The organism is Mesorhizobium sp. B283B1A (assembly GCF_020165735.1).
In the GTDB taxonomy this organism is placed as follows: domain Bacteria; phylum Pseudomonadota; class Alphaproteobacteria; order Rhizobiales; family Rhizobiaceae; genus Mesorhizobium; species Mesorhizobium opportunistum.
The window spans coordinates 134,210-156,498 of record NZ_JAIUIQ010000002.1 but is presented as its reverse complement, the minus strand read 5'-3'; the positions used below and the strand labels follow the sequence as shown (position 1 = coordinate 156,498).

General features: G+C 65.3%; 21 protein-coding genes. 11 read left to right on the top strand and 10 right to left on the bottom strand.

Annotated features, from left to right (window positions below):
* The first annotated feature begins 259 nt into the window (after window positions 1–259).
* Both LB577_RS02140 and LB577_RS02135 read left to right on the top strand, forming a co-directional pair.
* Window positions 260–964: an outer membrane protein gene (locus LB577_RS02140; RefSeq protein ID WP_224685360.1), complete on the top strand. Its 705-nt coding sequence runs from the start codon at window positions 260–262 to the stop codon at window positions 962–964.
* 77 nt (window positions 965–1,041) lie between these two features.
* Entirely contained in the window at window positions 1,042–1,752 is a 711-nt protein-coding gene (locus tag LB577_RS02135) for an outer membrane protein (protein WP_224685359.1), read from the top strand.
* Window positions 1,753–1,802: 50 nt separating this feature from the next.
* On the opposite strand, the gene LB577_RS02130 is transcribed toward LB577_RS02135, so the two are convergent.
* The gene (locus LB577_RS02130) at window positions 1,803–2,732 is read right to left on the bottom strand and encodes a LysR family transcriptional regulator (protein ID WP_224685358.1); all 930 of its coding nucleotides are present in this window, start codon (window positions 2,730–2,732) and stop codon (window positions 1,803–1,805) included.
* Window positions 2,733–2,829: 97 nt separating this feature from the next.
* Here LB577_RS02130 and LB577_RS02125 point away from each other — a divergent pair, with 97 nt between their 5' ends.
* Complete coding sequence (locus LB577_RS02125) at window positions 2,830–3,840, top strand: zinc-dependent alcohol dehydrogenase family protein (RefSeq protein WP_224685357.1); 1,011 nt, start codon at window positions 2,830–2,832, stop codon at window positions 3,838–3,840.
* A 183-nt stretch (window positions 3,841–4,023) separates the two neighbouring features.
* Here the strand turns inward: LB577_RS02125 and LB577_RS02120 are convergent, their stop codons facing one another.
* The 6 genes from LB577_RS02120 to LB577_RS02095 form a co-directional block, all read right to left on the bottom strand.
* Window positions 4,024–6,318, bottom strand: coding sequence for a xanthine dehydrogenase family protein molybdopterin-binding subunit (locus LB577_RS02120; protein WP_224685356.1), 2,295 nt, complete (start codon window positions 6,316–6,318; stop codon window positions 4,024–4,026).
* On the bottom strand, window positions 6,315–7,298 hold the full coding sequence (locus tag LB577_RS02115; protein ID WP_224685355.1) for an FAD binding domain-containing protein: 984 nt from the start codon (window positions 7,296–7,298) through the stop codon (window positions 6,315–6,317). Before LB577_RS02115 ends, LB577_RS02120 begins: the two co-directional genes overlap by 4 nt.
* On the bottom strand, window positions 7,295–7,768 hold the full coding sequence (locus LB577_RS02110) for a (2Fe-2S)-binding protein (RefSeq protein WP_224685354.1): 474 nt from the start codon (window positions 7,766–7,768) through the stop codon (window positions 7,295–7,297). The genes LB577_RS02115 and LB577_RS02110 overlap by 4 nt, the downstream gene beginning before the upstream one ends.
* A gap of 152 nt (window positions 7,769–7,920) precedes the next feature.
* Window positions 7,921–10,176 carry a xanthine dehydrogenase family protein molybdopterin-binding subunit gene (locus LB577_RS02105; RefSeq protein WP_224685353.1) on the bottom strand — a complete coding sequence of 752 codons (2,256 nt, stop codon included), beginning with the start codon at window positions 10,174–10,176 and terminating at the stop codon, window positions 7,921–7,923.
* The gene (locus tag LB577_RS02100) at window positions 10,166–11,224 is read right to left on the bottom strand and encodes an FAD binding domain-containing protein (protein WP_224685352.1); all 1,059 of its coding nucleotides are present in this window, start codon (window positions 11,222–11,224) and stop codon (window positions 10,166–10,168) included. Before LB577_RS02100 ends, LB577_RS02105 begins: the two co-directional genes overlap by 11 nt.
* Window positions 11,221–11,718 carry a (2Fe-2S)-binding protein gene (locus tag LB577_RS02095; RefSeq protein WP_224685351.1) on the bottom strand — a complete coding sequence of 166 codons (498 nt, stop codon included), beginning with the start codon at window positions 11,716–11,718 and terminating at the stop codon, window positions 11,221–11,223. The genes LB577_RS02100 and LB577_RS02095 overlap by 4 nt, the downstream gene beginning before the upstream one ends.
* A 277-nt stretch (window positions 11,719–11,995) precedes the next feature.
* On the opposite strand from LB577_RS02095, the gene LB577_RS02090 reads away from it, so the two are divergent.
* The 5 genes from LB577_RS02090 (at window position 11,996) to LB577_RS02070 (ending at window position 17,422) form a co-directional block, all read left to right on the top strand.
* Entirely contained in the window at window positions 11,996–12,619 is a 624-nt protein-coding gene (locus LB577_RS02090) for a TetR/AcrR family transcriptional regulator (protein WP_224685350.1), read from the top strand.
* 147 nt (window positions 12,620–12,766) lie between these two features.
* On the top strand, window positions 12,767–13,513 hold the full coding sequence (locus LB577_RS02085; RefSeq protein ID WP_224685349.1) for a DeoR/GlpR family DNA-binding transcription regulator: 747 nt from the start codon (window positions 12,767–12,769) through the stop codon (window positions 13,511–13,513).
* Between the two features lie 102 nt (window positions 13,514–13,615).
* Window positions 13,616–15,187 carry a sugar ABC transporter ATP-binding protein gene (locus LB577_RS02080; RefSeq protein ID WP_224685348.1) on the top strand — a complete coding sequence of 524 codons (1,572 nt, stop codon included), beginning with the start codon at window positions 13,616–13,618 and terminating at the stop codon, window positions 15,185–15,187.
* On the top strand, window positions 15,184–16,185 hold the full coding sequence (locus LB577_RS02075; RefSeq protein WP_224685347.1) for an ABC transporter permease: 1,002 nt from the start codon (window positions 15,184–15,186) through the stop codon (window positions 16,183–16,185). Before LB577_RS02080 ends, LB577_RS02075 begins: the two co-directional genes overlap by 4 nt.
* Window positions 16,186–16,264: 79 nt before the next feature.
* Window positions 16,265–17,422 (top strand): substrate-binding domain-containing protein, encoded by a 1,158-nt coding sequence (locus tag LB577_RS02070; RefSeq protein ID WP_031250619.1) that lies wholly within the window; start codon window positions 16,265–16,267, stop codon window positions 17,420–17,422.
* A 114-nt stretch (window positions 17,423–17,536) separates the two neighbouring features.
* Here the strand turns inward: LB577_RS02070 and LB577_RS02065 are convergent, their stop codons facing one another.
* Both LB577_RS02065 and LB577_RS02060 read right to left on the bottom strand, forming a co-directional pair.
* Window positions 17,537–17,824, bottom strand: coding sequence for a hypothetical protein (locus LB577_RS02065; protein WP_224685346.1), 288 nt, complete (start codon window positions 17,822–17,824; stop codon window positions 17,537–17,539).
* 91 nt (window positions 17,825–17,915) lie between these two features.
* Window positions 17,916–18,668 (bottom strand): DUF899 domain-containing protein, encoded by a 753-nt coding sequence (locus LB577_RS02060; RefSeq protein WP_224685345.1) that lies wholly within the window; start codon window positions 18,666–18,668, stop codon window positions 17,916–17,918.
* A 384-nt stretch (window positions 18,669–19,052) separates the two neighbouring features.
* Between LB577_RS02060 and LB577_RS02055 the strand changes: the two genes are divergently transcribed.
* The 3 genes from LB577_RS02055 to LB577_RS02045 all read left to right on the top strand — a co-directional run bounded on the left by LB577_RS02055 (window position 19,053) and on the right by LB577_RS02045 (window position 21,915).
* On the top strand, window positions 19,053–20,273 hold the full coding sequence (locus LB577_RS02055; RefSeq protein ID WP_224685344.1) for a helix-turn-helix domain-containing protein: 1,221 nt from the start codon (window positions 19,053–19,055) through the stop codon (window positions 20,271–20,273).
* A 34-nt stretch (window positions 20,274–20,307) separates the two neighbouring features.
* Window positions 20,308–20,940 carry a DUF5074 domain-containing protein gene (locus LB577_RS02050; protein WP_224685343.1) on the top strand — a complete coding sequence of 211 codons (633 nt, stop codon included), beginning with the start codon at window positions 20,308–20,310 and terminating at the stop codon, window positions 20,938–20,940.
* A gap of 144 nt (window positions 20,941–21,084) precedes the next feature.
* Window positions 21,085–21,915 (top strand): aldo/keto reductase, encoded by an 831-nt coding sequence (locus LB577_RS02045; RefSeq protein ID WP_224685342.1) that lies wholly within the window; start codon window positions 21,085–21,087, stop codon window positions 21,913–21,915.
* Window positions 21,916–21,962: 47 nt separating this feature from the next.
* Here LB577_RS02045 and LB577_RS02040 read toward each other — a convergent pair whose 3' ends face one another.
* Window positions 21,963–22,271 (bottom strand): hypothetical protein, encoded by a 309-nt coding sequence (locus tag LB577_RS02040; RefSeq protein ID WP_224685341.1) that lies wholly within the window; start codon window positions 22,269–22,271, stop codon window positions 21,963–21,965.
* Window positions 22,272–22,289 lie beyond the last annotated feature (18 nt).

Sequence of the window (22,289 nt, the reverse complement as noted above, 5' to 3'; positions counted from 1 at the left end):
AACACCTCCCGATCGCTCGTGGAGCCGGGACGGGTCGCGACCAGGCTCGATGCTGACCCTGCTGAACACAGGCCGCCGATCGACTGAGGCTGAATGGCCACACCGACCGAGAAAGCGTCGCAGTGCTCTCCAGGACAATTCAGGTGCGGCCCAGCCCAAGACGTGGCCGGCCGACAATGCAACACCGGGGCGCGACAACAGCTGGATCCCCGTGAGCATTTCGCGCGGGGCCACAACCCTTGGGGCGGCAGACAAACAAATGAAAACACTTCTTCTCGCGACAGTCTTCATTCTTGGGCCGGTCAGCATGGCCTGTGCGGCTGACATCAATGAAGTTTCGCCTGTTGCCGGCTACGACTGGTCCGGCCTCTATGCCGGCGTCGACGTTGGCTACGCGGCCGGAAAATCCAATCTTTTCATCGCCGGCGGCGGTTTCGGCGGAGGCTCCGACCTCAACAGTTCGCTCGATCCGAGCGGCTTTGTCGGCGGCATCCATATCGGCGCCAATTACCAGATGGCGAACAGCTTCGTGATCGGCGCCGAGGCTGATATCGCCTACAGCAATGCCGATGGGCTGACGCCCCTTGACGCCGGTGGCGGTGGCGTCTCCGCGTTGCTCAAGAGCGAACTCAAATGGTCGGGATCGGCGCGGCTGCGGGCTGGCTATGCGTTCGACCGGACATTGCCCTACATCACCGCCGGCGTGGCTGCGGCCAAATATGAAGTGACCGCGATCAGCGCCGGTCCCGGCGGTGAAATACCGTTCCACGACGAGAGCCATGTCGGCTGGACGGTTGGAGCGGGCATCGAGCACGCCTTCACCGACAGATGGATCGCGCGGGCCGAATATCGGTACTCCGATTTCGGCAGCCAGGATCTGTCAATAGCAGCCGGTCTTCCGACGGCGACGAGCGTCGATCTGCAGACGCACGATGTCCGGGTCGGCCTCAGCTACAAGTTCTGATCCGCCACGCCGGCCAGCAACCCCGCGCCGTTTTTTCGGCGCGGGCAAACACAGCATTTCGAGGCAGCAGATCAACCATGAAAACCATTCCTCTCGCGGTGGCCGTCATCCTCGCAGCTGCTGGCATGGCGTCGGCAGCGGATGCCAATTTGCCGGTTGACTCTAGCTACAACTGGTCCGGCGCCTATCTCGGCGCACAGGCCGGATACGCGTGGGGTGACGCGCGGGTCGGGCAGACCTTTGCGCCCGGCAGCTTCGACGATTATGGCTGGGGTTACGGCCCGTCCGGCGGCTTCGGCGGCCTTTATGCCGGCTACAACAAGCAGTTCGATGGCGGGCTGGTTCTCGGCGTCGAGGGCGACTACAACATCGCCAGCGTCAAAGGCACGACGCTCTATCAAGCGCTCGGCGTCGATGACCCGGCCTTTGGCGGCGAGCTCAAGCTGAATTCCGTCGGCTCGCTTCGCCTGCGGGCCGGCTATGCGATGGACCGGTGGCTTCCTTTCGTCAGCGGCGGCCTGGCGGTGGCGAACTATAAGCACACCACCACCAACATCCCGGGCGGACCGTATGCCGACGTCAAGGGTACGGTGACGGGCTATACGCTGGCTGCTGGCGCCGAATACGCCGTCACCGACAATTGGCTGGTCCGCGGCGAATACAGGTTCGCCGATTTCGGTCGCCGGACGTCTCAGCGCCACACGATCGGCAATGGCGCTCCTCTCAATCCGGACGCCATCGACCTCACGACGCACGATGTTCGCGTCGGCATTGCCTATAAATTCTGAGGGCTGAGAGCGGAGCGCGTAATCTCCTTCGAGAGAGGAAATTAGCAGCTTCACCGCCGCCACGGCGGCTCCGGCGAAAAGCGCTTGGCGATCCAGTCGGCGAAGGCGCGGGTCTTGGCGGCTTGTCCCTTGGCTGAGGGCACGACGACATAGACCGCGCCTTCGTCGGCGAGCGTCCAGTCCTCCAGCACTGGCACCAGCCGTCCATCGGCGATTTCGCGACCGACCAGCCAGTCGGTGCTCATCATCAGCCCGACACCTTGCACGGCGGCCTCGACCAGCACCTCGGCATCGTCGGTGACCAACGGCCCGGAAACCTCGACGCGCGCGCGCCGGCCTTCGCGGTCCATCATCTCCCAGGCCGGAAAGGTCTGGAAGCCGGAGAAGCCCAGGCAGGAATGTTCGAGCAGCGCCTGCGGTGTCTCCGGCCTGCCGCTTCGGGCGAGATAGGCGGGAGCGGCGCAGAGCAGCCGGCGCCGCGTCGCGATCCTGCGCGCCACCAGGCGCGAATCCTCCAGCGCGCCGAGCCGCACGGCGACGTCGAAATTCTCGGCGACCAGGTCGGCGAAGCGATTGGAGAATTCGGCCTCGATGCGGACGTCGGGAAATTCGGCGAGGAATTGCGGCAGCAGCGGGCCGATCCACATGCGCCCGAACGTGCCGGGCAATGCCAGCCTGAGCAGGCCGCGCGGACCGCCGCCGGCGTGGGCGGAAGCCGCTGCCTCGGCCTCGTCGACCGACGCGAGGATGGCGCGCACGCGCACCAGGAATTCGGCGCCCGCTTCGGTCAGCGACACGCTGCGCGTCGTGCGATGAAGCAGCCTTACCCCCAGCCGCTCCTCCAGCGATTGCATGCGCCGCGACAGGATGGTCGCGTCGCGGCCAACACGTGCCGCCGCCCTGGTGAAGGAGCGCGCCTCGGCGATGGCCGCGAAGGCCGCCATTTCGGCAAGGGCCGCCGGCTCGTGTGATTGCTGCATTATCCGCAATACTCAAATGTAAATGGCGAGGATTATCTAGCGATAGCGCAGCAGATAGGTTCACTCAACCCATCAATCGTCACACAGGAGTGAAACCATGAAAGCCATCGAACTCAGCCAGGCCAGGCTGGACGCCTTCCGCGCCACGACCGTCGCCACCCCCGAACCGCAGCGCGGCGAGGTGCTGATCCGCCAGCGCGCGGCGAGCCTGAACTTCGTCGATGTCGCGGTGGCGAGCGGCAATTATCCCGGACCGACCTTTCCGCTCATCCCGGTCGCCGACGGCGCCGGCGAGATCGTCGCGCTGGGCGAGGGCGTTACGACATTCAGCACGGGCGATCGCGTGATCGCGCATGCCAAGCCGCACTGGATTGGCGGCCCGCCGCGGCCTTACGAGATGAGGCAGATGCGCGGCGTCGCGCTGCCGGGGTCGCTGTCCGAATATGTCGCGCTGCCGGCCAATGCGCTGGTGCCGGTCCCGGCGCACCTCTCCTTCGAGGCGGCATCGACGCTGCCGATCGCCGGCACCACCGCCTTGAACGCGATCCGCGCCGCCAATGTCGGGCCGGGCTCGGTCGTCGTGCTGCTTGGCACCGGCGGCGTCTCGATCTTCACGTTGCAGCTGGCAAAAGCCTTCGGCGCCACCGTCATCATCACCTCCTCGTCGGATGAGAAACTGGAGCGGGCGAAGGCGCTCGGCGCCGACCATCTAATCAATTACCGCGCGACATCAGACTGGGACGACAAGGTGCTGGAGCTGACCGGTGGCCTCGGCGCGGACCTCGTCGTCGAGACCGGCGGCGCCGCCACCTTTGCCCGTGCGGTCAACGCCACCGCGCCCGGCGGCACGCTGTTCACCATCGGCTTTCTCACGGGCGCCGAGGCCACGGTCAATCTGCTGCCGATCATCATCAAGGCGCTGAAGGTGGTCGGCAACAACACCGGATCGGTGTCCGACCTCCGCGACGCGGCCCGCGCCATCGGTGCGGCCGGGATCGAGCCGGTCGTCGACAAGGTGTTTTCACCTGATGAAGCAGCCGAAGCCTACACCCACATGGCCGCCGGCGGCCTGCATTTCGGGAAATTGGTGTTCGGGTTGGAGTGGTGAGGGGAGGGTGAGGCTTGCGCCTGGCCGCCCCCCTCTGGCCTGCCGGCCATCTCCCCCTCAAGTGGGGAGATTATTCGCTTCATCGTTTTCGCCAATGATCAACGCTGGAAAGCCGAAACTGCCAATCTCCCCTCTTGAGGGGGAGATGCCCGGCAGGGCAGAGGGGGGCGCCTCGCACCATACCTAAATCAGCTTCTCCAGCGTGATCGGCAAATCCCTGATCCGTTTCCCCGTCGCATGGAACACCGCATTGGCTATCGCCGGCGCGACGCCGACGATGGCTAGTTCCCCAACACCCTTGCCACCGAGGGCCGAGGAATGCAGGTCGGGAATGCCGACCGAGATCACCTCGATATCGGGAATGTCGGCGTTGGTCGGTACGAGGTAATCGGCGAGGTTGTCGTTGACGATGCGGCCGTGGCGGCGGTCGACGATGCCTTCTTCCAAGAGCGCCTGGCCGATCCCCATGATGATGCCACCCTTCCACTGGCTTTCGGCCAGTTTCGGATTGTAGAGCCGGCCCGAATCCAGCGCCGACACCATCCGCGAGACGCGCACCGTGCCGAAATCCTCGTCAACGCGCACTTCGACGAAATGCGCGCACCAGGAGTAGCGGGAATAGTCGCCCTCGGTGTGCGGCAGCGCCATGGCGATGGTGGTGTAGTTCTTGTAGCGGTCCTCGGCGCTCGAACTGGCCGGCATGGTGTCGCCGGTCGCCTCGATATGGTCGCGGCCAACGCTCTTGAGCAATTCGGCGACCGACACATCGGGGCCATCGCCGCGCGGCGAGCCGATGCGGCCGTTGCTCACCACCAGCGTGTTGGCCTGCAGCGCATGGAAGGGCGATCGCGGGTCGCTGATCGCCAAGCCCACCAGCTGGTCGAGCGCCAAGATGGCGGCCTTATGGACCGCACCGGTCATCACGCCGGCCAGCCGCGAGCCGCCGGTGACGCCGGCCCGGGGAAAGCGGGAATCGCCGAGTTTCACCACCACGTCGTCGGCCGGCACGCCGACGGTTTCGGCAGCCGTCTGCGCCAGGATGGTGTAGGTGCCCTGGCCCATGTCGATCGAGGAGCTTTCGACCTCGACCGAACCGTTGGCCAGGATGCGCACGATCGCCTCGCCATAAGCGCGCCGCACCGGATAGGTGCCGGCGGCAACGCCCCAGCCGATCAACTGGTTGCCGTCGCGCATCGAGCGCGGCTGCGGCGTGCGCCTTGACCAGCCGAAACGTTCGGCGCCTGCGGCAAAAGCCTCGCGCAACTGCCTTGTCGACCAGGCTTTTTTGACGTGTGGATCCTGTTCGGCGTAGTTGCGCAGCCGGATCTCCAGCGGGTCGATGCCGACCTCGTAGGCGAGTTCGTCGATGGCGCTTTCTATGCCGAAGGCGCCAGGGTTCTCGCCCGGCGCGCGCATGGCGCCCGGCACCACGCTGTTGACCCGCACGACATTCTGTTTCGAAGAGAAATTCGGCGTCGCGTACATGATCGAGGTGACCGATCCCAGCGGCTCGACCCACATGCCGTCGATCGACGTTTCGTTGACACCGCGATGCACGATGGACTGGATGACGCCGTCATGGCCGGCGCCGATCGTCACCGTCTGTCGCGTCGCGGCGCGGCCGCCATAGCCGGTGAAGGTCTGCGGCCGGGTCATCACCAGCCTCACCGGCCGGCCGAGCATCTTGGCGGCACTCGCGGCAATCGCGCCGTGGCCGAGCGCCAGCGCCTTCGAACCGAAGCCGCCGCCAACATAGGGCGACACCAGCCGCACATTCTGGAACGGCACGCCGAACCATTCGGCATAGGTGCGGGCCATGCCGTCCAGCCACTGGCTCGGCTCCCAAACGGTGAGATGATCGCCCTCCCAGCGTGCGATCAGGCCGTGCGGCTCCATCGGCGCCTGATATTCGCGCGGCGTGTTATAGGCGGCGCAGATCCGCACCGGCGCCGAGGCGAAGGCGGTTTGCGCGTCGCCCCATTCCTTGGTCATGGCATCGATCGGAATGCCGTCGCCGGCCTTGCCGTCGCTGAGGTCGACAATAGCCGGCGTCTCGTCATAGCTGACCTTGACCAGGGCCGCGGCCGCAACCGCCTGCTCGAAGGTTTCCGCCACGACAGCCGCGACATGCTGGCCCGAGAAGGCGATATCACGCGCCAGCGGGCAATAGGGCTTGTCCGGCGGCGGCGTGCCGAACCAGTCGGACGCGGTCCTGAGGCTGATGATGGTGTCCGGCGTCAGCACCTTGAGCACGCCCGGCGCTGCCTCGGCCTCCGCTGTCTCGATCGAACGCACCTTGCCGGAAGCAATCGTGCTTTCGACCAGCGCGGCAAAGGCGAGGCCCTCGAGCTGCTGCTCGACGGCATATTTGGCCGCACCGGTGATCTTGGCCGGGCCGTCGACGCGCGACAGCCAGCCGCCAACGGCTTGCGCCAGCGTTCCGTCCGAGGCGTCACCATGTCTTGTGTGAATGGTCATGCCGTCTCTCCCAATTTAAGAATAGCCCGCGCGACGACACGCGGCGCGAGCTCGGTCTTGTAATGGTTGGCGCCATGGTCGACGGCGCCTTCGACTGCGAGCCGACTGGCGGCGCGGACAACGTCCGGCTCCAGCACCTTGCCTTTCAACGCGTCTTCGACGGCCCGCGCCCGCCATGGTTTGGTCGCGACACCGCCGAGCGCGACGCGCAGATCGCGGATGGTGCGGCCGTCCGCCTCGAACTCGATGCCGACAGCGGCGCTCGCGGCGGCGAATTCATAGGATTGCCGGTCGCGGATCTTCAGGTAGGTCGAGCGGCGGGCGGCGGCGGAACCGGGAATCTGGATGGCGGTGATCATCTCACCCGGTCCGATCGCGTGTTCCCGGTCCGGCGTGCTGCCAGGCAGCAGGAAAAAGTCGTCGACGGGGATGCGCCGATCGCCGAGATGAACCGTCGCGTCGAACGCGACCAGCGCTGTGGCGAGATCGCCGGGGTACATGGCGATGCAGGCGTCGCTGGTGCCGAGCACGGCATGTCCCCTGGTGACGCCGCCGATCGCCGAACAGCCGCTGCCGGGCTCGCGCTTGTTGCAGGCCGGAAAATTGGCGGGATCGCGGAAATAGGGACAGCGCGTGCGCTGCATCAGATTGCCGCCAATGGTCGCCATGTTGCGGATCTGCGCCGAGGCTGCCTGCCACAGCGCTTGGGAAACGGCGGGAAAGTGGCTCTTGATGTCGGCGTGATCGGAGACATGGCTCATCCGGGCGAGCGCGCCGATGGTGGCGCCGCGCACGTCGATTTCGATCCGGTCCAGCCCCTTGAGATGGGTGATGTCGACCAGCATGTCGGGCTCGGCGACGCCGCATTTGGCAAGGTCGATCAGCGTGGTGCCGCCGGCCAGCAGCATGGCACCGGGCAGGGCGGCCGCCTGGCGTGCGGCGTCAGCCGAAGTGGCGCGGAGATAGGAAAAGTCCCTCATGGCGCGATCTCCAGCGCTGCCTGGCGCACGGCGGCGACAATGTGCGGGTAGGCGCCGCAACGGCAGAGATTGCCGGCCATGTATTCGCGGATCTCTTCATCCGAGCCGGCATGGCCCTCGCGGATGCAGGCCACCGCCGACATGATCTGGCCTGGTGTGCAATAACCGCACTGGAAGGCATCCTGTTCGAGGAAGGCAGCTTGCACGGGATGCAGTTCGCCCTCCCGTGCAAGCCCCTCTATGGTGGTGATGGTGCGGCCCTCGGCCTGGGCTGCCAATGTGAGGCAGGCCAGCACGCGCTCGCCGTCGACATGCACGGTGCAGGCGCCGCACTGGCCGTGGTCGCAGCCCTTCTTGGTGCCGGTCAGGCCAAGGCGGTCGCGCAAGGCGTCGAGCAGCGTCACGCGCGGTTCGAGCTGCAACTCGTGGCGATGGCCGTTGATATCGAGATGGACGGGGATTTTTGTCATGGGCGTCTGGCTCCAGTTGCTTGACGCGGATGGGATTGGGCTAGGGCAGGTGAGGGCCGGACGGCTTCCGGCCCTTTCGCTGCGCTGTCGTTTCTGGTGCGCGCCTTTCGGAAGGGGATCGGCTTCCGAACGACACGCGCAAGCTGGTCACCTCAGAGCAGGTCCTCCAGCCGGATCGGAAAGCGCCGGGCCCGCACGCCGGTTGCATGCCAGACCGCATTGGCAACGGCACCGGCCGTGCCGGTGATGCCGATTTCGCCGACGCCCTTGATGCCGAGCGCATTGACGTGGGGATCGTGCTCATGGACCAGCAGCGCCTCGACCGACGGTACGTCGGCATTCACCGGCACATGGTATTCGGCGAGGTTGGCATTCTGGATTCGGCCCGAGCGCCTGTCGGTGACGGCTTCCTCATGCAGCGCGAAGGAAACGCCCCAGATCATGCCGCCGTAATACTGGCTGCGCACCAGCCGCGGGTTGATGACCCGTCCGGCGGCGAATGCACCGACCAGCCGGGTGACGCGGATCTGGCCGAAATCGGGATCGATTTTGACCTCGGCGAACACCGCGCCATGTGCGTGCTTGGCATAGGCCTCCTGCGAAGCCGGTTCCGCAGCACCCTTGCCATGGCCTTCGATCTCGGAGAGGCCCGCGCGGGTAAGGATCTCGGCATAGCTCTCGCTGCGGCTTTCGTCCTCGCGCCGGTACAGCCGTCCGCCGCGCGCCAGCAAACCTTCATTGCCGGCGCCGAACAGCGGCGAGCGCTCGTCACCGGTGGCAAGATCGGCAAGTTTTGCGACGACGGCGGCGCCAGCATTGTGGATCGCCATTCCGGCTGTCGCCGTGTGGCCGGAGCCGCCGGCAATGCCGGCGTTGGGAAGGTCGGAGCTGCCGGCCTTGAACTCGACCCGGTCGATGTCGAGCCCCAATCCGTCGGCGGCGATCTGGGCAAAGGCGGTCCACGCGCCTTGCCCCATGTCCTGGGCGCCGGTCTCCATCAGGCCGCTGCCGTCGCTTCTCAGCACGGCGCGGGCCTCGGCCTGGAACATGATGGCGGGAAACGTGGCCGTGCCCATACCCCAGCCGACGAGGAAACCGTCCGCGTCGCGCATCCGGCGCGGTTGAAGCGGGCGGCTCGCCCAGCCGAACGCCTCGGCCGCCTGTTGGTAGCATTCGCGCAGCGCCTTGGAGGAGAACGGTTTGCCCGTCATCGGCTCGACTTCGGCATAATTCTTGAGCCGAAATTCCAGCGGGTCCATGCCGCAGGCATGCGCGGCCTCGTCGATGGCGCTCTCCAGAGCGATCGAACCAGTGGCTTCGCCGGGAGCCCGCATGAACAGCGGCGTGCCGGTGTCGAGCCGCACGACATCGTGCGAGGTGGCGATGGCCGGACTGGCATAGAGCGTATGCGAAGCGTCGGCCGCCGGTTCGAAGAAATCGTCGAACGTGCTCGATGCGGTCCTGGCGTGATGGGAGATCGCGGTCAGTTGACCATCGCCATCCATGCCCATGAGCAGGGTCTGGCGGGTCGGGGCGCGATGGCCGACGGGGCCGTACATCTGCTCGCGCCGCAGCACCAGCTTGACCGGACGGCCGACGAGGCGTGCCGCCAGGATGCCGAGCACCTGCGGCCCGGAAATCATGCCTTTGGAACCGAAGCCGCCGCCAAGGAAAGGGCTGCGGATGTGGATGTTTTGCGGTGCGATGCCGAACAGGCCGGCGATGCGGCCCTGCGCCATGGCAAGGCCCTGGCTCGGCGTGTCGATCGACAGGCGGTCGCCATCCCAGGCGGCCACGATCGCGTGCGGCTCCATGGCGTTGTGGTATTGAGCCGGCGTTTCGTAGGTCGCCTCGATCCGCGTCGTTGCCGATTTGAGGCCGGCTTCGACATCGCCCTTCTGCTGCACCGCCGAGCCGCCGACGCCGACACCGCGGGGTACGAAGCTTTCAGCGCCGTCGAGACCGACGCGCGCGGGCAGCGCTTCATAGCGCGGCGACAGCAGCGCGGCTCCTTCGGTCGCTGCTTCAAGGGTTTCGGCAATCACCACGGCAATGCTCTGGTTGGGATAGCGGACCTGGTCGTTCTGCAGCAGATCGAGCCGGAACATGAAGGGATTGTCCTTGGCATCCGGATCGATGGCGAGGGCCGGGCGGTTGCGCGGGGTCATCACCTCGACCACGCCCGAATGCGCCTTGGCCGCCTCGATATCCAGCGAGACGACGCGGCCGCGTGCGATGCTGCTGACGGCCAGCACGGCATAGAGCATGCCGGGCGGATGGTTGTCGGCGGCATAGCGCGCGGTGCCGGTGACTTTCAAAAATCCGTCGCGGCGGGTCAGCGGCTGGCCGATGCTGGAGCCCTGCCGGGTATGGGCGGGTTGCTGGTTGAGGTTGAGTTCAAGCGTCATGGCGCGCTCCGGGGATGGAGGAAAAAGGGGAGGCAGGCAGGGCCGGCAGCCGTTCGGGCGTTCCTGCCCGTGCCGACATCAGCGCCCTGACGAGAATGCGCCGGGCAAGTTCGATCTTGAACGCATTGTCGCCGGACGGGCTGGCGTCGGCCAGCGCGGCATCGGCGGCGCGAACGAAGCTCGCCTCGTCGGCATCGGCGCCGAGCAGGGCGGCTTCAGCCGAACGCGCCCGCCACGGCTTGGCCGCCACACCGCCCAGCGCCAGCCTTGCATCGCGGATCTTGCCACCATCGATGACGAGCGCCGCGGCGGCCGAGACGACGGCGAAGGCATAGGAGGTGCGTTCGCGCACTTTCAGGTAGCGCGTATTGGCGCGGAAGGAGGCGGCCTCCGCCGGCAGCCGCACCGCCACGACCAGATCGCCGGGCTCCAGCGGATTCTCCAGCTGCGGCGCGTCGCCGGGTAACCGGTGGAATTGCTCCAGGCTGACATGGCGCCGGCCGGCCTTGCCCTCGATCTCGACCACGGCATCGAGTGCCACCAGCGGCACGCAGAAGTCCGACGGATGCGTGGCGATGCAGGCATCGCTCCAGCCAAGCACGGCGTGCAGGCGGTTCTCACCCCCCAATGCACCGCAGCCCGTGCCGGGATCGCGCTTGTTGCAGGCACTGGCAGTGTCGTAAAAATAGCTGCAGCGCGTCCGTTGCAGCAGATTGCCGCCGACGGTGGCGGCATTGCGGAGCTGCGCCGAGGCCCCCGAAAGCAGCGCTTCGGCCACCGCGGGATAGGCGCTGGCGAACGCCGCGTCATGGGCCAGGTCGGCATTGCGGATCAGCGCGCCGATGCGCAGGCCGCCGTCGTCCAGCCATTCGATGCGATTGAGCTCCGGCAGTCGAGTGATGTCGACGATGCGCTCGGGGCTGGTGATGCCGCCCTTCATCAGGTCGAGCAGATTGGTGCCGCCGGCGAGATAGGACGAACCTGGCTCGGCCGCCGCCGCGATGGCGTCGGAAATGGTGGCGGGCCTGATATAATCGAAGTCTCTCATGCCGCGGTCCTCCGGTCGGTTCTGGCAAGTTGTTCCTGGGCTTCCAGGACGGCCTCCACGATGCCGCCATAGGCCGCGCAGCGGCAGATGTTGCCGCTCAGCCCTTCGCGGATGCGCTCGGGATCGTCGCCTGCCTGTCCTTCGGCGATCAAGCCGAGCGTGCTCATGATCTGGCCGGGCGTGCAGAACCCGCACTGGAAGCCATCATGGGCGATGAAGGCGGCCTGCACCGGATGCAGTTCTTCACCGTTCGCGACGCCTTCGATCGTCAAGACGTCGGCGCCGTCATGGCTGACCGCCAGCGCCAAGCAGGAGTTTATGCGCTTGCCGTCGACCAGCACGGTGCAGGCGCCGCACTGGCCGCGATCGCAACCCTTCTTTGTGCCGGTGAGGTCAAGCCGCTCGCGCAACAGGTCGAGCAGCGTTACGCGTGCATCGACCTCCAGTTCGTGTCGGTGTCCGTTGATGGTGAGCGTGATGGGAAGGCTGGTCATTGACCTCTGGCTCCAGTGCTTAGGTCGGGAATTGAACTGGCGCCTTGCCGGGAAGGGCAAGGTACCTCGTGGTCAGATGCTGGTGATGAAAGCAGAGACGAAGACGGTTCTCTCACACGCAGGGGAGATGTCGGCTTGCAGGTTGGAAAGACGTGACATACCCATTCCCCTGATTATATGATAAAGGTACTCCACTAAAACGGAGGCGCCTCCGTTTATTACGTGGGGGCTGGCCCGGCCGGGTTCAAGCCCCCATAATTGGTCCGTGGAGAAAAAATTGGCCGTCGAGCCGTCAGCACTCGCCGAACCGAACACCGCCGCAGAGGCCAAGCCGCTGCGCGCGGATGCCCAGCGCAACCGCGACCGGCTGGTCGAGACTGCGGCGGCGCTGTTTGCCGAGCGCGGCATCGATGCCTCGCTGGAGGAGATCGCACGCCGCGCCGGGGTCGGCATCGGCACGCTCTACCGGCATTTCCCAACGCGCGAGCACCTGGTCGAGGTGGTCTACCGGCGTGAAGCGGAGGCGCTTTGTGCCGCTGCCGGGGAGCTTGCGGCAAGATATCCGTCCGACGTCGCGCTGGAAGAATGGATGCGGCGCTTCGTCGACTACATCGCGACCAAGCGCGGCCTGGCGACCAGCCTGCGCATCCTCTTCACCACCAATTCTACGCTGTTTTCCGACACGTCGGGCCGGATATCGCAGGCCTTGCGGCAACTGGTCGAGGCGGCAGTGGCCGACGGCACTATTCGCGGCGACGTCGATGCCTCCGACGTCCTGCACGCGCTGGGTGGCATCTATTCCGCACCCGATACGCCGGAGTGGCGCGACCGCTCGTGGCGGCTGGTCAAACTGCTGATGGACGGCTTGCGGTTCGGGGCGGGGAAATCCGCCAAAGCCTGATAGTCGAACGATTGGCCCGGCGACCGGTAAAAGCCAAGCCGGGCATGCCCGTCAGCCATTGCAGGACCAAGTCGCGCACCGCGCTTGCATCCGAGTGCGACCGGTTGTTAAAATCCTCACATTTCAGGCGACCAACAGGCCCAACGCATGACTGCTCGCAAAGTGCAAAGGACGGCCCGGCTGATCCATCTTTTGTCGGAACGGCGGGTCATCCATCTGAGCGAAGCGGCAACGCTTCTCGGCGTCTCCGAAATGACGGTGCGGCGCGACATCGCCAACAACCAGGGGCAGATCGCCTATCTCGGCGGGCACATATTGGCCGCGGCCGAGATCGAGGCCGATATTCCCTACGAACTGGCGACCGCGGCCGACAGTCATGCGGCGGCGAAGCGCGAGGCCTGCCTGCACGCGGTGCGCAAGATACGGCCCGACGAAACGATCTTCATCGACTGCGGCACGACGCTGATCCACCTGATCGACCTCATTCCCGACAATTATCAAATAACGGCAATATGTTACGCGATGAATATCGCGGAGCGCCTGAGCCGCAAGCCCAATGTGACGATCATCATGCTGGGCGGTGTCTATCACCCCGCGTCGGCATCTTTCTCGGGCACGCATGATTTCGAGATTTTGAAGAGCGTCGGTATCAACGCAGCCTTCCTGTCGGCCGCCGGCGTCGATGCCAAGCGCGGCGCCACTTGCGAGCATTTCCACGAGGCGGTGGTGAAGCAGAAGGTGATGAGCCTTGCGCGCGAGAATTATCTGGTCATCGATTCGAGCAAGATCGGCAAGCTCAAGCGCGCCTTCTTCTCAGCCATGGACGGCTTCGACGCCATAGTCACCGAGCATGGCGAAGTCGGACCGGATTCATTTCAGCCCGACTCCGTTTGACATTTCCCCAAGCTGATGGAAAAGTCACAAAAAAAGTAAGATAAGTCTCAAAAGAGATATCGTCGGGTAGGGGACGCTTCAAAGGGAGGAAGTGCGGGCGTCATGATCGAACCGGGTTCGACTGCGATGATGTCCGAAATCCCCTTGCTGCGCGTCGAGGGCGTCAGGAAGCGGTTTGGCGGCGTCAATGCGCTGCGCGGCGTCAGTCTGGAAATCCGGCCCGGTGAAGTGCACGCCCTGCTCGGCGAAAACGGGGCCGGCAAATCGACGTTGATCAAGATCCTGAGCGGTGTGCATGTGCATGATGGCGGCTCGATCGAAATTGACGGCAAGCCTGTCTCGTTCGCTTCGCCCGCCCAGTCGCGCGATACCGGCGTGGCGGTCGTCTACCAGGATCTGAGCCTGGTCGAGTCGCTCTCGGTTGCCGACAATCTGCTCTTGGGGCGAGAGCCGAAGACGCGGCTTGGCTTCCTGAAGAAGCGGCAGCTGGTGGCGCAGGCCGAAGCCTTCCTCAAATCGCAGAACATCCCGCTCGACGCCCGCGCCATGGTCGGCTCGCTGCCCTTTGCCTATCGCCAGATGACCGAGATCGCCAAGGCGCTGATGGGCGATGTCCGCCTGCTCATTCTGGACGAGCCGACCTCGGCGCTGACCGACGATGAGGAGAGGATCCTGTTCGAGGCGATCCGGGCGGTGGCGGAGCGCGGTGTCGGGGTGATCTATGTCACGCATCGCCTCAATGAAGTGTTCCGGATTTCGAGCCGGGTGACAGTCTTCCGTGACGGACAGAACGCCGGAACGTTCGTCACGGCGCAAACCAATATGCGGCAATTGGTGGGGGCGATCGTCGGGCCCGATCACGCCGTCCTGAAGGCGGACGGCACGGCATCGGGGCAAGGCGTGCCCTTATCGACCGGTCCATCTCAAAAGCCGGTGCTCGAATTGACTGACGTCAGCAACGACCGGCTGGACCGCGCCGATCTCGAGCTGCGCAGTGGCGAGATCCACGGCCTCGCCGGCCTGATCGGCAGCGGACGCACCGAAATACTGCAGACCATCTTCGGACTGCGGTCCATCCAGTCGGGCGAAGCCAGGCTGGACGGTGTTTCGCTTGCTGGAACCGATCCGGCGGCGGCAATAAGGCGAGGCATCGCGCTGGTGCCGGAGGACCGGCATGTCCAGGGCCTGGTGCTCGAACATTCGATCGAGCGGAACCTCGTGCTGCCAAGGCTGCGGGAGTTCTCCCGCCTCGGTTGGCTGCAGCGCCGGTCCTCGAGCGAGCACGCCAATGCCGCGATGCGCCGGCTGGCCGTCAAGGCCCCCAACGCATCGACCGCAGTGAAGAACCTCTCCGGCGGCAATCAGCAGAAGGTCGTGTTCGGCAAATGGAACGAGCCGCGGCCGCGGGTGCTGTTGCTCGACGAGCCGACGGTCGGTGTCGATGTCGGCGCGCGCGAGGAGATTTACGGCGTCATTCGTGCCGCGGCAGCCGCAGGCAGTGGCGTTCTGCTGGTGTCTTCGGATCTCTCCGAACTGCTGCAGCTTTGCGACCGCATCTCGATCGTCGTCGATGGCCACATCACCAGGACGATTGGGCGGCAGGAATTCGGCAGCGCCGAGGATCTCCATCACCTCATTCAACTTTCGCAGCCATCGGAAGAGCACGCGGCATGACCGACACCCAAAGCCCGGCAAAGGCACCAATGGCAAGGGGCGCTTCCAACCAAGCGGGCGGTCGCTCGGCGCTGCGGCATCTGCTTCAGGGCGAGCGTCCCTACATGCTTTACGTCGCCTTCGCCGTCATGCTGATCGTCTTCAGCCTGGCATCGCCCTGGTTCCTGTCGATCGACAATTTTCTCAACATCGGCCGGCAGACGACGCTGGTCTCGATCATCGCGGTGGGCATGACATTCGTCATCATCTCCCGGCAGATCGACCTGTCGGTCGCCTCGACATTGGCGCTTTCGGGCATGAGCGCGTCGCTGGCCATGGCTTTCCTGGCCAACAATTGGGTCGTCGGCGCCGTCGCGGGGCTGGGTACCGGCGCGCTGATCGGGCTGATCAACGGTGTCTTGACCACCCGCCTCGAAATCCCGTCCTTCCTGGTGACATTGGGCACGTTGAGCGCCGCGCGCGGCCTGGCGCTGATGGTCACCAACACCAAGCCGGTCATCATCACCAACGAAAACTATTTCGCGATCTTCGGTGAAGGCTCGGTGCTCGGTATCCCGGCGCCGATCCTGTGGACGCTTGGCGTCACCGTGGCCGGCATCCTGCTCTTGCACTACAGCGTCTATGGGCGGCGCATCTACGCGGCGGGCGGCAATCCGACCGCCGCACTCTATTCCGGTGTCCACATCAAGCAAGTCACCACGCTGGCCTTCGTTCTGACCGGAACGCTCGCCGGACTGGCATCGCTGATCCTGTCGGCGCGCTCGCACGCGGCGCGGCCAGATGTCGTGCAAGGCATGGAGCTCGATGTCATCGCTTCGGTCATCCTTGGCGGCTGCAGCCTGTTCGGCGGCCGCGGCTTCGTGCTCGGTACGCTGCTCGGCAGCCTGATCATCGGCACCCTCAACAATGGGCTGGTGCTGCTCGGCGTCAGCTCGTCACTGCAACTCGTCATCAAGGGAGCAATCATCGTCGCCGCGGTCGCGTTCACGAGGAGGTAAGGCGCGCATCCCGCTCACCAGCAGAAAATCGCCGGCTTCAAACGGAGACAAGAACGTCAACGATCAACGGAGGAAAGTCATGAAACAACAGGCACGAATCCACTCGCTTTTCTGTACATTGGGCCTCGCCGCCAGCGCCTTCGCGCTGTCGACGTCGCTTGGCCTGGCGCAGACGCCGGAGACTTGTGTCACCGGTGTCGACATGGCCACGCTCGGCCCCAAGGGCATTGTGGGGCAGGGTCCGCACGGCGAAAAGGCAGCCTCGCCCGACGAGCTGAAATTGACCGACGACGAAGCCGCCAAGGTCAAGGCAGGCAAGTTCAAGGTTGGCATTTCCATGCAGACGGTGAACCTCGACTGGTCGCAGCTGCAGGTGCAAGGCATCAGCGAAACGCTTGCCAAATATGGCGTCACCGTCACCGGCGTGGCATCGGCCGAATATCAGGTCGACAAGCAGATCGCCGATATCGAAAACACCATCCAGCAGCATCCAGACGGCATCATTTCCATCCCCGTCGATTTCACCGCGACGGCGCCGACCTACAAGAAGGTGGGCGAGGCCGGTATCAAGCTGGTGTTCATGGACAGCATTCCGGTCGGCCTCGAATCTCCGAAGGATTTTGCCTCGATGATCTCGGCCGACAGCCAGGGCAATGGCCAGATCGCAGCAACGATCCTGGCGTCCTGCATGCCCAAGGGGGGCACGATCGGACTGGTGAATTTCGGCGTCGACTATTTCAGCACCAACGAGCGCACCAAGGGCGTCAGCGAGTGGATGAAGAAGAACCGTCCCGACATCGTCATGAAGCAGGTCGACTTCACCGATCCCTCGAAAGTATCGCAGATCGCCGGCGACTTTCTGACTGGCAATCCCGATGTGAAGGGCCTGTACGCGGTGTGGGACCAGCCGGCGCTCGACACGCTGTCATCGATGCGTGCGCAAGGCATCGACATTCCGATCACCACGGTCGATCTCGGCCTGCAGTCGGCGATCGAGATCGCCAAGGGCGGGCCGCTCAAGGCGACCGGCTCGCAGCGCCCCTATGACCAGGGCGTCGCCGAGGCGATGGCCATGATGAAGGCGCTGATCGGGCAGCCCACACCCGCCTGGGTCGGTGTGCAGTCGCTGCCGGTGGTGCAGTCCAACGTGCTGGAATCCTACAAGACCGTCTTCCATAAGGACCCGCCGGCCGAACTGGTCGACGCCTGCAACAGCGCCAAGCCGAAATGCAACTGAGGTAGCGGCATGGGCGCGGGAGAGATCCCGCGCCCATGCCGGGCGCTCTTAGCCTGACCAGCCGCATAGTCTTTCTCCGACGTGTGGGATATTTTGATATGGGGCGAGCCGGATCTAGCGGGCCTGCCGGCCGGAAATCACGCGCAACCAGGGCGCCAGATGGAAGGCGCTCATCAACAGATACATGGCCGGCATCCCCGTTAAAGACGGGCCGGTTAAAGACGGGCCGGTCAGCGGCGAGCTGCCCATGCACAGCATGGCCGCATCGCCGCCCTGAAGGCAGGAGAGCAGGGCCATCATGGCGAAGGTGGGTGCTGCCGCGAGGCACAGCCAGTCGGCGATGCCGAGAGGGGCGATGTGTTCGGAAGTCGCGCTGCCGATGCCAGAATGGATGTCGTTCATGGTCTTTTCCTTAGTGTCCTGGCCTGCAGGGTTTGGTTTCCTCTCCCCATTTCGTGAGGGAGAGGAAACTTTCGGCCTTTCCGGCCAGACGCTACTGATCGCTCTTTTCGCGGAAGGCGGCTTCGCCGGCCGCCGACACCTCGGCCCACTTCTTGTCGGCCCCGGCTTCGTAATTGTCGTGCCAGTTCCACCAGCTGTAGAGCTGGGTCTGGGGATAGCCTTCGGGCGAATCTTCCCAGATCTCCTGGCGGCCGAGAGGGGTGGCGTCGAGATAGCTCCACACCGTGCCCAAGGCCTCGTCGCCGCGGGTGTTGATGAAATAGGTTCGGAAGACGCGGTCGCCATCATGGATGAACACGTTGTGGCCGTGCCATTCGTCGACGCCGAAATCCTTGTCGAAGCTATCGGTGATCGTATACCAGGGCATCTTCCACTCCATCCGCTGCTTCAGCCTGACGATGTCGGGCTGCGGCGCGCGCGAGATGTAGGCAAGCGTGGTGTCGCGGGCATTGAGATGGGCGAGGTGGCCGACCTGATCGGCGCCGAGCGAGCAGCCGCGGCAGGCGTGGTCGGGCCAGCCATAGACGCCAGGCTCGAAGAAGGCGCGGTAGACGATCAACTGGCGGCGGCCTTCGAACAGGTCGAGCAGGCTGGCCTTGCCATTCGGGCCCTCGAACACATAGGCCTTGTCGACTTCCAGCCAAGGCATGCGGCGACGCTCGGCGGACAGCGCGTCCTTGGCACGCATGGTGGCCTTTTCCTTGACCAGCATCTTTTCGTACGCGGCATCCCATTCCTGTCTTGAAACGATCGGTGGGGTCTTCATCGTCATGTGCTTGGTCATTGGTCTTCTCCTTTGCCAGTGGCGCCGTCGCGGCGTGTTGTCGTTTGGGGATCCGGAACCAGCGTAGAACGGTGAAGCGGAGCGCTGGGAGTTACAAAAGTGGCGGGATTTGAATCGTCCGGCCCGGCGCAGCAGGGGTGGCGGGGCCGTGCGGTGTGCTCGAGATCGTCGGTTGCAGGCATTTTCAATCATCCCTATTAAGATGCTTAACATTTGTACCTGAGATGCTCAGGATGGCGATTGCCGGTGTTGGCGTCAACGGTGGCCGTGATGCCCTCAGCCATCTGGCCAGGTTTGGTCGATGCGGCTTGCTGACCGGCGGTGGTGATTTAAGTTAGGGCGGCGTGGCGTGGGGGTGGGAGTTACAAGTGTGACGGGATTTGAATGGACTCGCTGATCACCGCGGCAGGACTGGCCCTGGCCGCCGGCGATCCGCTCGGCGCGCTGGACCGCGTCGCCTTGCGCGAGGACGCGCCGGCGCTGGCGCTGCGCGGCATCGCCATGGCGCAGCTCGGCGACTTCGAACGCGCCAAGCTGCTGCTGCGGCGGGCCGCCCGCGCCTTCGGCCCGAGAGAAGCCGTGGCGCGCGCCAGATGCGTCGTCGCCGAGGCCGAGATCGCGCTGGTCTCGCGCGACCTCGGCTGGCCGGCCAAGGCGCTCGACGCTGCGCGCACGACGCTGGAGAAGCAAGGCGACCGGCTGAACGCGGCGCATGCCGGCCACCTCAAGGTGCGGCGGCTGCTCTTGATCGGCCGGCTCGACGAGGCCGAGCATGTGCTGGCCGGGCTCGACCCGACGCCGCTCCCGCCGGCGGCAAGAGCCGCCCACGAGCTCGCCGTCGCCGGCATCGCCATGCGGCGCCTGCGGACCAGGCCGGCGCGCGCAGCGCTGGAATGGGCACGCCACGCTGCCCAGCGGGCTGGCATTCCAGGCCTCATGGCGGAGGTCGCAACCGCGTCCCTGGCGCTTGAAACACCCGCTGCGCGGCTGATCGCGCAGGGCACGGAGCGGCCGCTGCTGCTCGAAGAGGTCGAGGCGCTGCAGGGATCGCCGGCGTTTGTCGTCGACGCCTTTCGCTATGCCGTGCGTGCCGGGGATGCCACGGTCACGCTGGCGAGCCGGCCGGTGCTGTTCGCACTGGCGCGTGCGCTCGCCGAGGCCTGGCCTGGAGACGTGTCGCGAGAGGAGCTCGTGGCGCGGGCCTTCGGCGGCAAGCATGCCGATGAATCGCACCGCGCGCGCCTGCGCGTCGAGGTCGGGCGGCTGCGGGCCGAGCTGCGCGGGCTGGCGGATATCAGCGCCACCAAGCGCGGCTTCACGCTGGCGCCGCGCCAGGCACGTGCGGTGATGGTTCTGGCGCGGCCGATCGAGGAGCGGCACGCGGCCGTGCTGGCCTTGCTCGCCGACGGCGAGGCCTGGTCGAGCTCGGCCCTGGCGCTGGCGCTCGGAACCGGCCAGCGCAGCGTGCAGAGGGCGCTGGAGCCGCTCGCCGAGACCGGCAAGGTGCAGTCTTTCGGCCACGGCAGGGCGCGCCGCTGGATGACGCCGCCCGTGGCGGGTTTCACGACCACCTTGTTACTCCCGGCACCGCTCCCGCAAGGGTAGGAAGGGATGAACGACCACAATCGAGGACAAAGACATGAAACATTCAGCGGCCGAAATCCTGCGCGAATACGGACCCTTTCCCGGTATCAGCAGCGTGCATGGGGTGAGCTTCGACGGCGAGAACGTCTGGTTTGCCTCCGGCGACAGGCTGAACGCCTTCGATCCGCAAAGCGGGCAGGCGTTGCGTTCGATCGATGTCGCGGCGCATGCCGGCACCGCGTATGACGGCAAGCACTTTTTCCAGCTCGCCAATGATCGCATCCATAAGATCGACCCGGATACCGGGGCGGTTCTGGCCACCATTCCCGCGCCCGGGGGCGGCCGCGACTCCGGGCTGACCTGGGCCGAAGGGACGCTCTGGGTGGGGCAGTACCGCGAGCGCAAGATCCACCAGATCGACCCGGAGACCGGGACGATCCTGCGCACCATCGAATCCAACCGCTTCGTCACCGGGGTAACCTGGGTGGATGGCGAGCTGTGGCACGCCACCTGGGAAGGCGACGAGAGCGATTTGCGCCGTGTCGACCCACAAACCGGCAAGGTTCTGGAGACGCTCGACATGCCGGACGGCATGGGTGTCTCGGGGCTGGAATCCGATGGCGGCGATCGCCTGTTCTGCGGCAGCACATCCGCCGGCGTGGTGCGGGCGGTGCGCCGGCCGAAATGAGCCGGGTGTTCTGACGGAGACAACCGGCACCTTCAGGTCCGTGCCGGGAATTTTGTCCGCCGACGACTGGCCGTTGTCCAGGGAGGTCCCTAGATAGGCTGCGTTGGGCGACCGCCCGGACATTTCTTCGCAAAGGACCTGACCATGCCAGAACAGATCACATTGAACGATGGTGCCGCCATTCCTCAGCTTGGCCTTGGCGTCTGGCAGGTCGATGCCGCCATCACCGCGCAAGTGGTGGGTTCGGCAATCAAGGCGGGTTACCGGCTGATCGACACCGCCGAAGGCTACCAGAACGAGGAGGGGGTCGGCGAGGCGATCCGCGCTTCCGATGTGGCGAGAAGCGAGCTGTTCATCACCTCGAAGCTGCGCAACGGCGCCCACCAGCGCGACGCGGCTCTCACGGCCTTCGGCGACACGATGAAGAAGCTCGGCATCGAGCAGCTCGACCTGTTCCTGATCCACTGGCCGGTGCCCAGCCAGGACAAATATGTCGAGGCGTGGAAGACCCTCATCGAACTCAAAAAGGCCGGCCGCATCAAGTCGATCGGCGTTTCGAATTTCAACCAGGACCATCTGGAGCGCATCATCGGCGAGACGGGCGTGACGCCCGTCGTCAACCAGATCGAATTGCATCCGCGCTTCCAGCAGCGCGCGCTCAGGGACTTTCATGCCGGGCATAACATCCACACCGAAAGCTGGAGCCCACTGGGCAGCGGCCGCCTGCTCAGCGACCCGACCATCGCGAGCATCGCAAACAAGCACGGCAAATCCGCCGCGCAGACGATGATCCGCTGGCACCTCCAGGAAGGGCTGATCGTGATCCCGAAGTCTATCCACCAGGACCGCGTCGCGGCGAATTTCGATGTCTTCGATTTCGAGCTGGACGCGCAGGACCTGGAGACGATCCGGGGCATGGATTCGGCTGACGGCCGCAACGGACCGAACCCCGCCACGGCGGCGTTTTTGTTTTAAAAGTTTGACCTGAAGGAGCCGGCGGCGAAGCAGCTTCGCCCTTTGTGCTAAATCCCGGACCCGTCCAATTGCTGTGCGTCTTCGCCTTCCCAGGGGGCCGGCATCGAGCCGCCACGGCTGAGACTGGCGGAGGGCAGGGGCATCCAGCATTTCAGCTCCGGCTCGGCGTATTCGACGACGCGGCCCGGCGAGGAATCCGATGCGCGCCAGCCTTCGCCGGCGAACTGGTCGCCGCGTGCCCAGTAGGCGAGGTCGACTTCAGCCGGCCCCTGTTCGGACGGGCGGACCGTGACCAGGATCCGGCTGCCGTCCTTGGGCGCCGTCGACATGTGGCGCCACCGTTCGGGCTCGTCCATCGCATTTCCTCCTGCCTT

Coding starts and splice junctions, on each gene's coding strand:
- LB577_RS02140 (WP_224685360.1), top strand. CDS start 260: ATGAAAACACTTCTTCTCGCGACAGTCTTCATTCTTGGGCCGGTCAGC.
- LB577_RS02135 (WP_224685359.1), top strand. CDS start 1,042: ATGAAAACCATTCCTCTCGCGGTGGCCGTCATCCTCGCAGCTGCTGGC.
- LB577_RS02130 (WP_224685358.1), bottom strand. CDS start 2,732: ATGCAGCAATCACACGAGCCGGCGGCCCTTGCCGAAATGGCGGCCTTC.
- LB577_RS02125 (WP_224685357.1), top strand. CDS start 2,830: ATGAAAGCCATCGAACTCAGCCAGGCCAGGCTGGACGCCTTCCGCGCC.
- LB577_RS02120 (WP_224685356.1), bottom strand. CDS start 6,318: ATGACCATTCACACAAGACATGGTGACGCCTCGGACGGAACGCTGGCG.
- LB577_RS02115 (WP_224685355.1), bottom strand. CDS start 7,298: ATGAGGGACTTTTCCTATCTCCGCGCCACTTCGGCTGACGCCGCACGC.
- LB577_RS02110 (WP_224685354.1), bottom strand. CDS start 7,768: ATGACAAAAATCCCCGTCCATCTCGATATCAACGGCCATCGCCACGAG.
- LB577_RS02105 (WP_224685353.1), bottom strand. CDS start 10,176: ATGACGCTTGAACTCAACCTCAACCAGCAACCCGCCCATACCCGGCAG.
- LB577_RS02100 (WP_224685352.1), bottom strand. CDS start 11,224: ATGAGAGACTTCGATTATATCAGGCCCGCCACCATTTCCGACGCCATC.
- LB577_RS02095 (WP_224685351.1), bottom strand. CDS start 11,718: ATGACCAGCCTTCCCATCACGCTCACCATCAACGGACACCGACACGAA.
- LB577_RS02085 (WP_224685349.1), top strand. CDS start 12,767: ATGACTGCTCGCAAAGTGCAAAGGACGGCCCGGCTGATCCATCTTTTG.
- LB577_RS02080 (WP_224685348.1), top strand. CDS start 13,616: ATGATCGAACCGGGTTCGACTGCGATGATGTCCGAAATCCCCTTGCTG.
- LB577_RS02075 (WP_224685347.1), top strand. CDS start 15,184: ATGACCGACACCCAAAGCCCGGCAAAGGCACCAATGGCAAGGGGCGCT.
- LB577_RS02070 (WP_031250619.1), top strand. CDS start 16,265: ATGAAACAACAGGCACGAATCCACTCGCTTTTCTGTACATTGGGCCTC.
- LB577_RS02065 (WP_224685346.1), bottom strand. CDS start 17,824: ATGAACGACATCCATTCTGGCATCGGCAGCGCGACTTCCGAACACATC.
- LB577_RS02060 (WP_224685345.1), bottom strand. CDS start 18,668: ATGACCAAGCACATGACGATGAAGACCCCACCGATCGTTTCAAGACAG.
- LB577_RS02055 (WP_224685344.1), top strand. CDS start 19,053: ATGGACTCGCTGATCACCGCGGCAGGACTGGCCCTGGCCGCCGGCGAT.
- LB577_RS02050 (WP_224685343.1), top strand. CDS start 20,308: ATGAAACATTCAGCGGCCGAAATCCTGCGCGAATACGGACCCTTTCCC.
- LB577_RS02045 (WP_224685342.1), top strand. CDS start 21,085: ATGCCAGAACAGATCACATTGAACGATGGTGCCGCCATTCCTCAGCTT.
- LB577_RS02040 (WP_224685341.1), bottom strand. CDS start 22,271: ATGGACGAGCCCGAACGGTGGCGCCACATGTCGACGGCGCCCAAGGAC.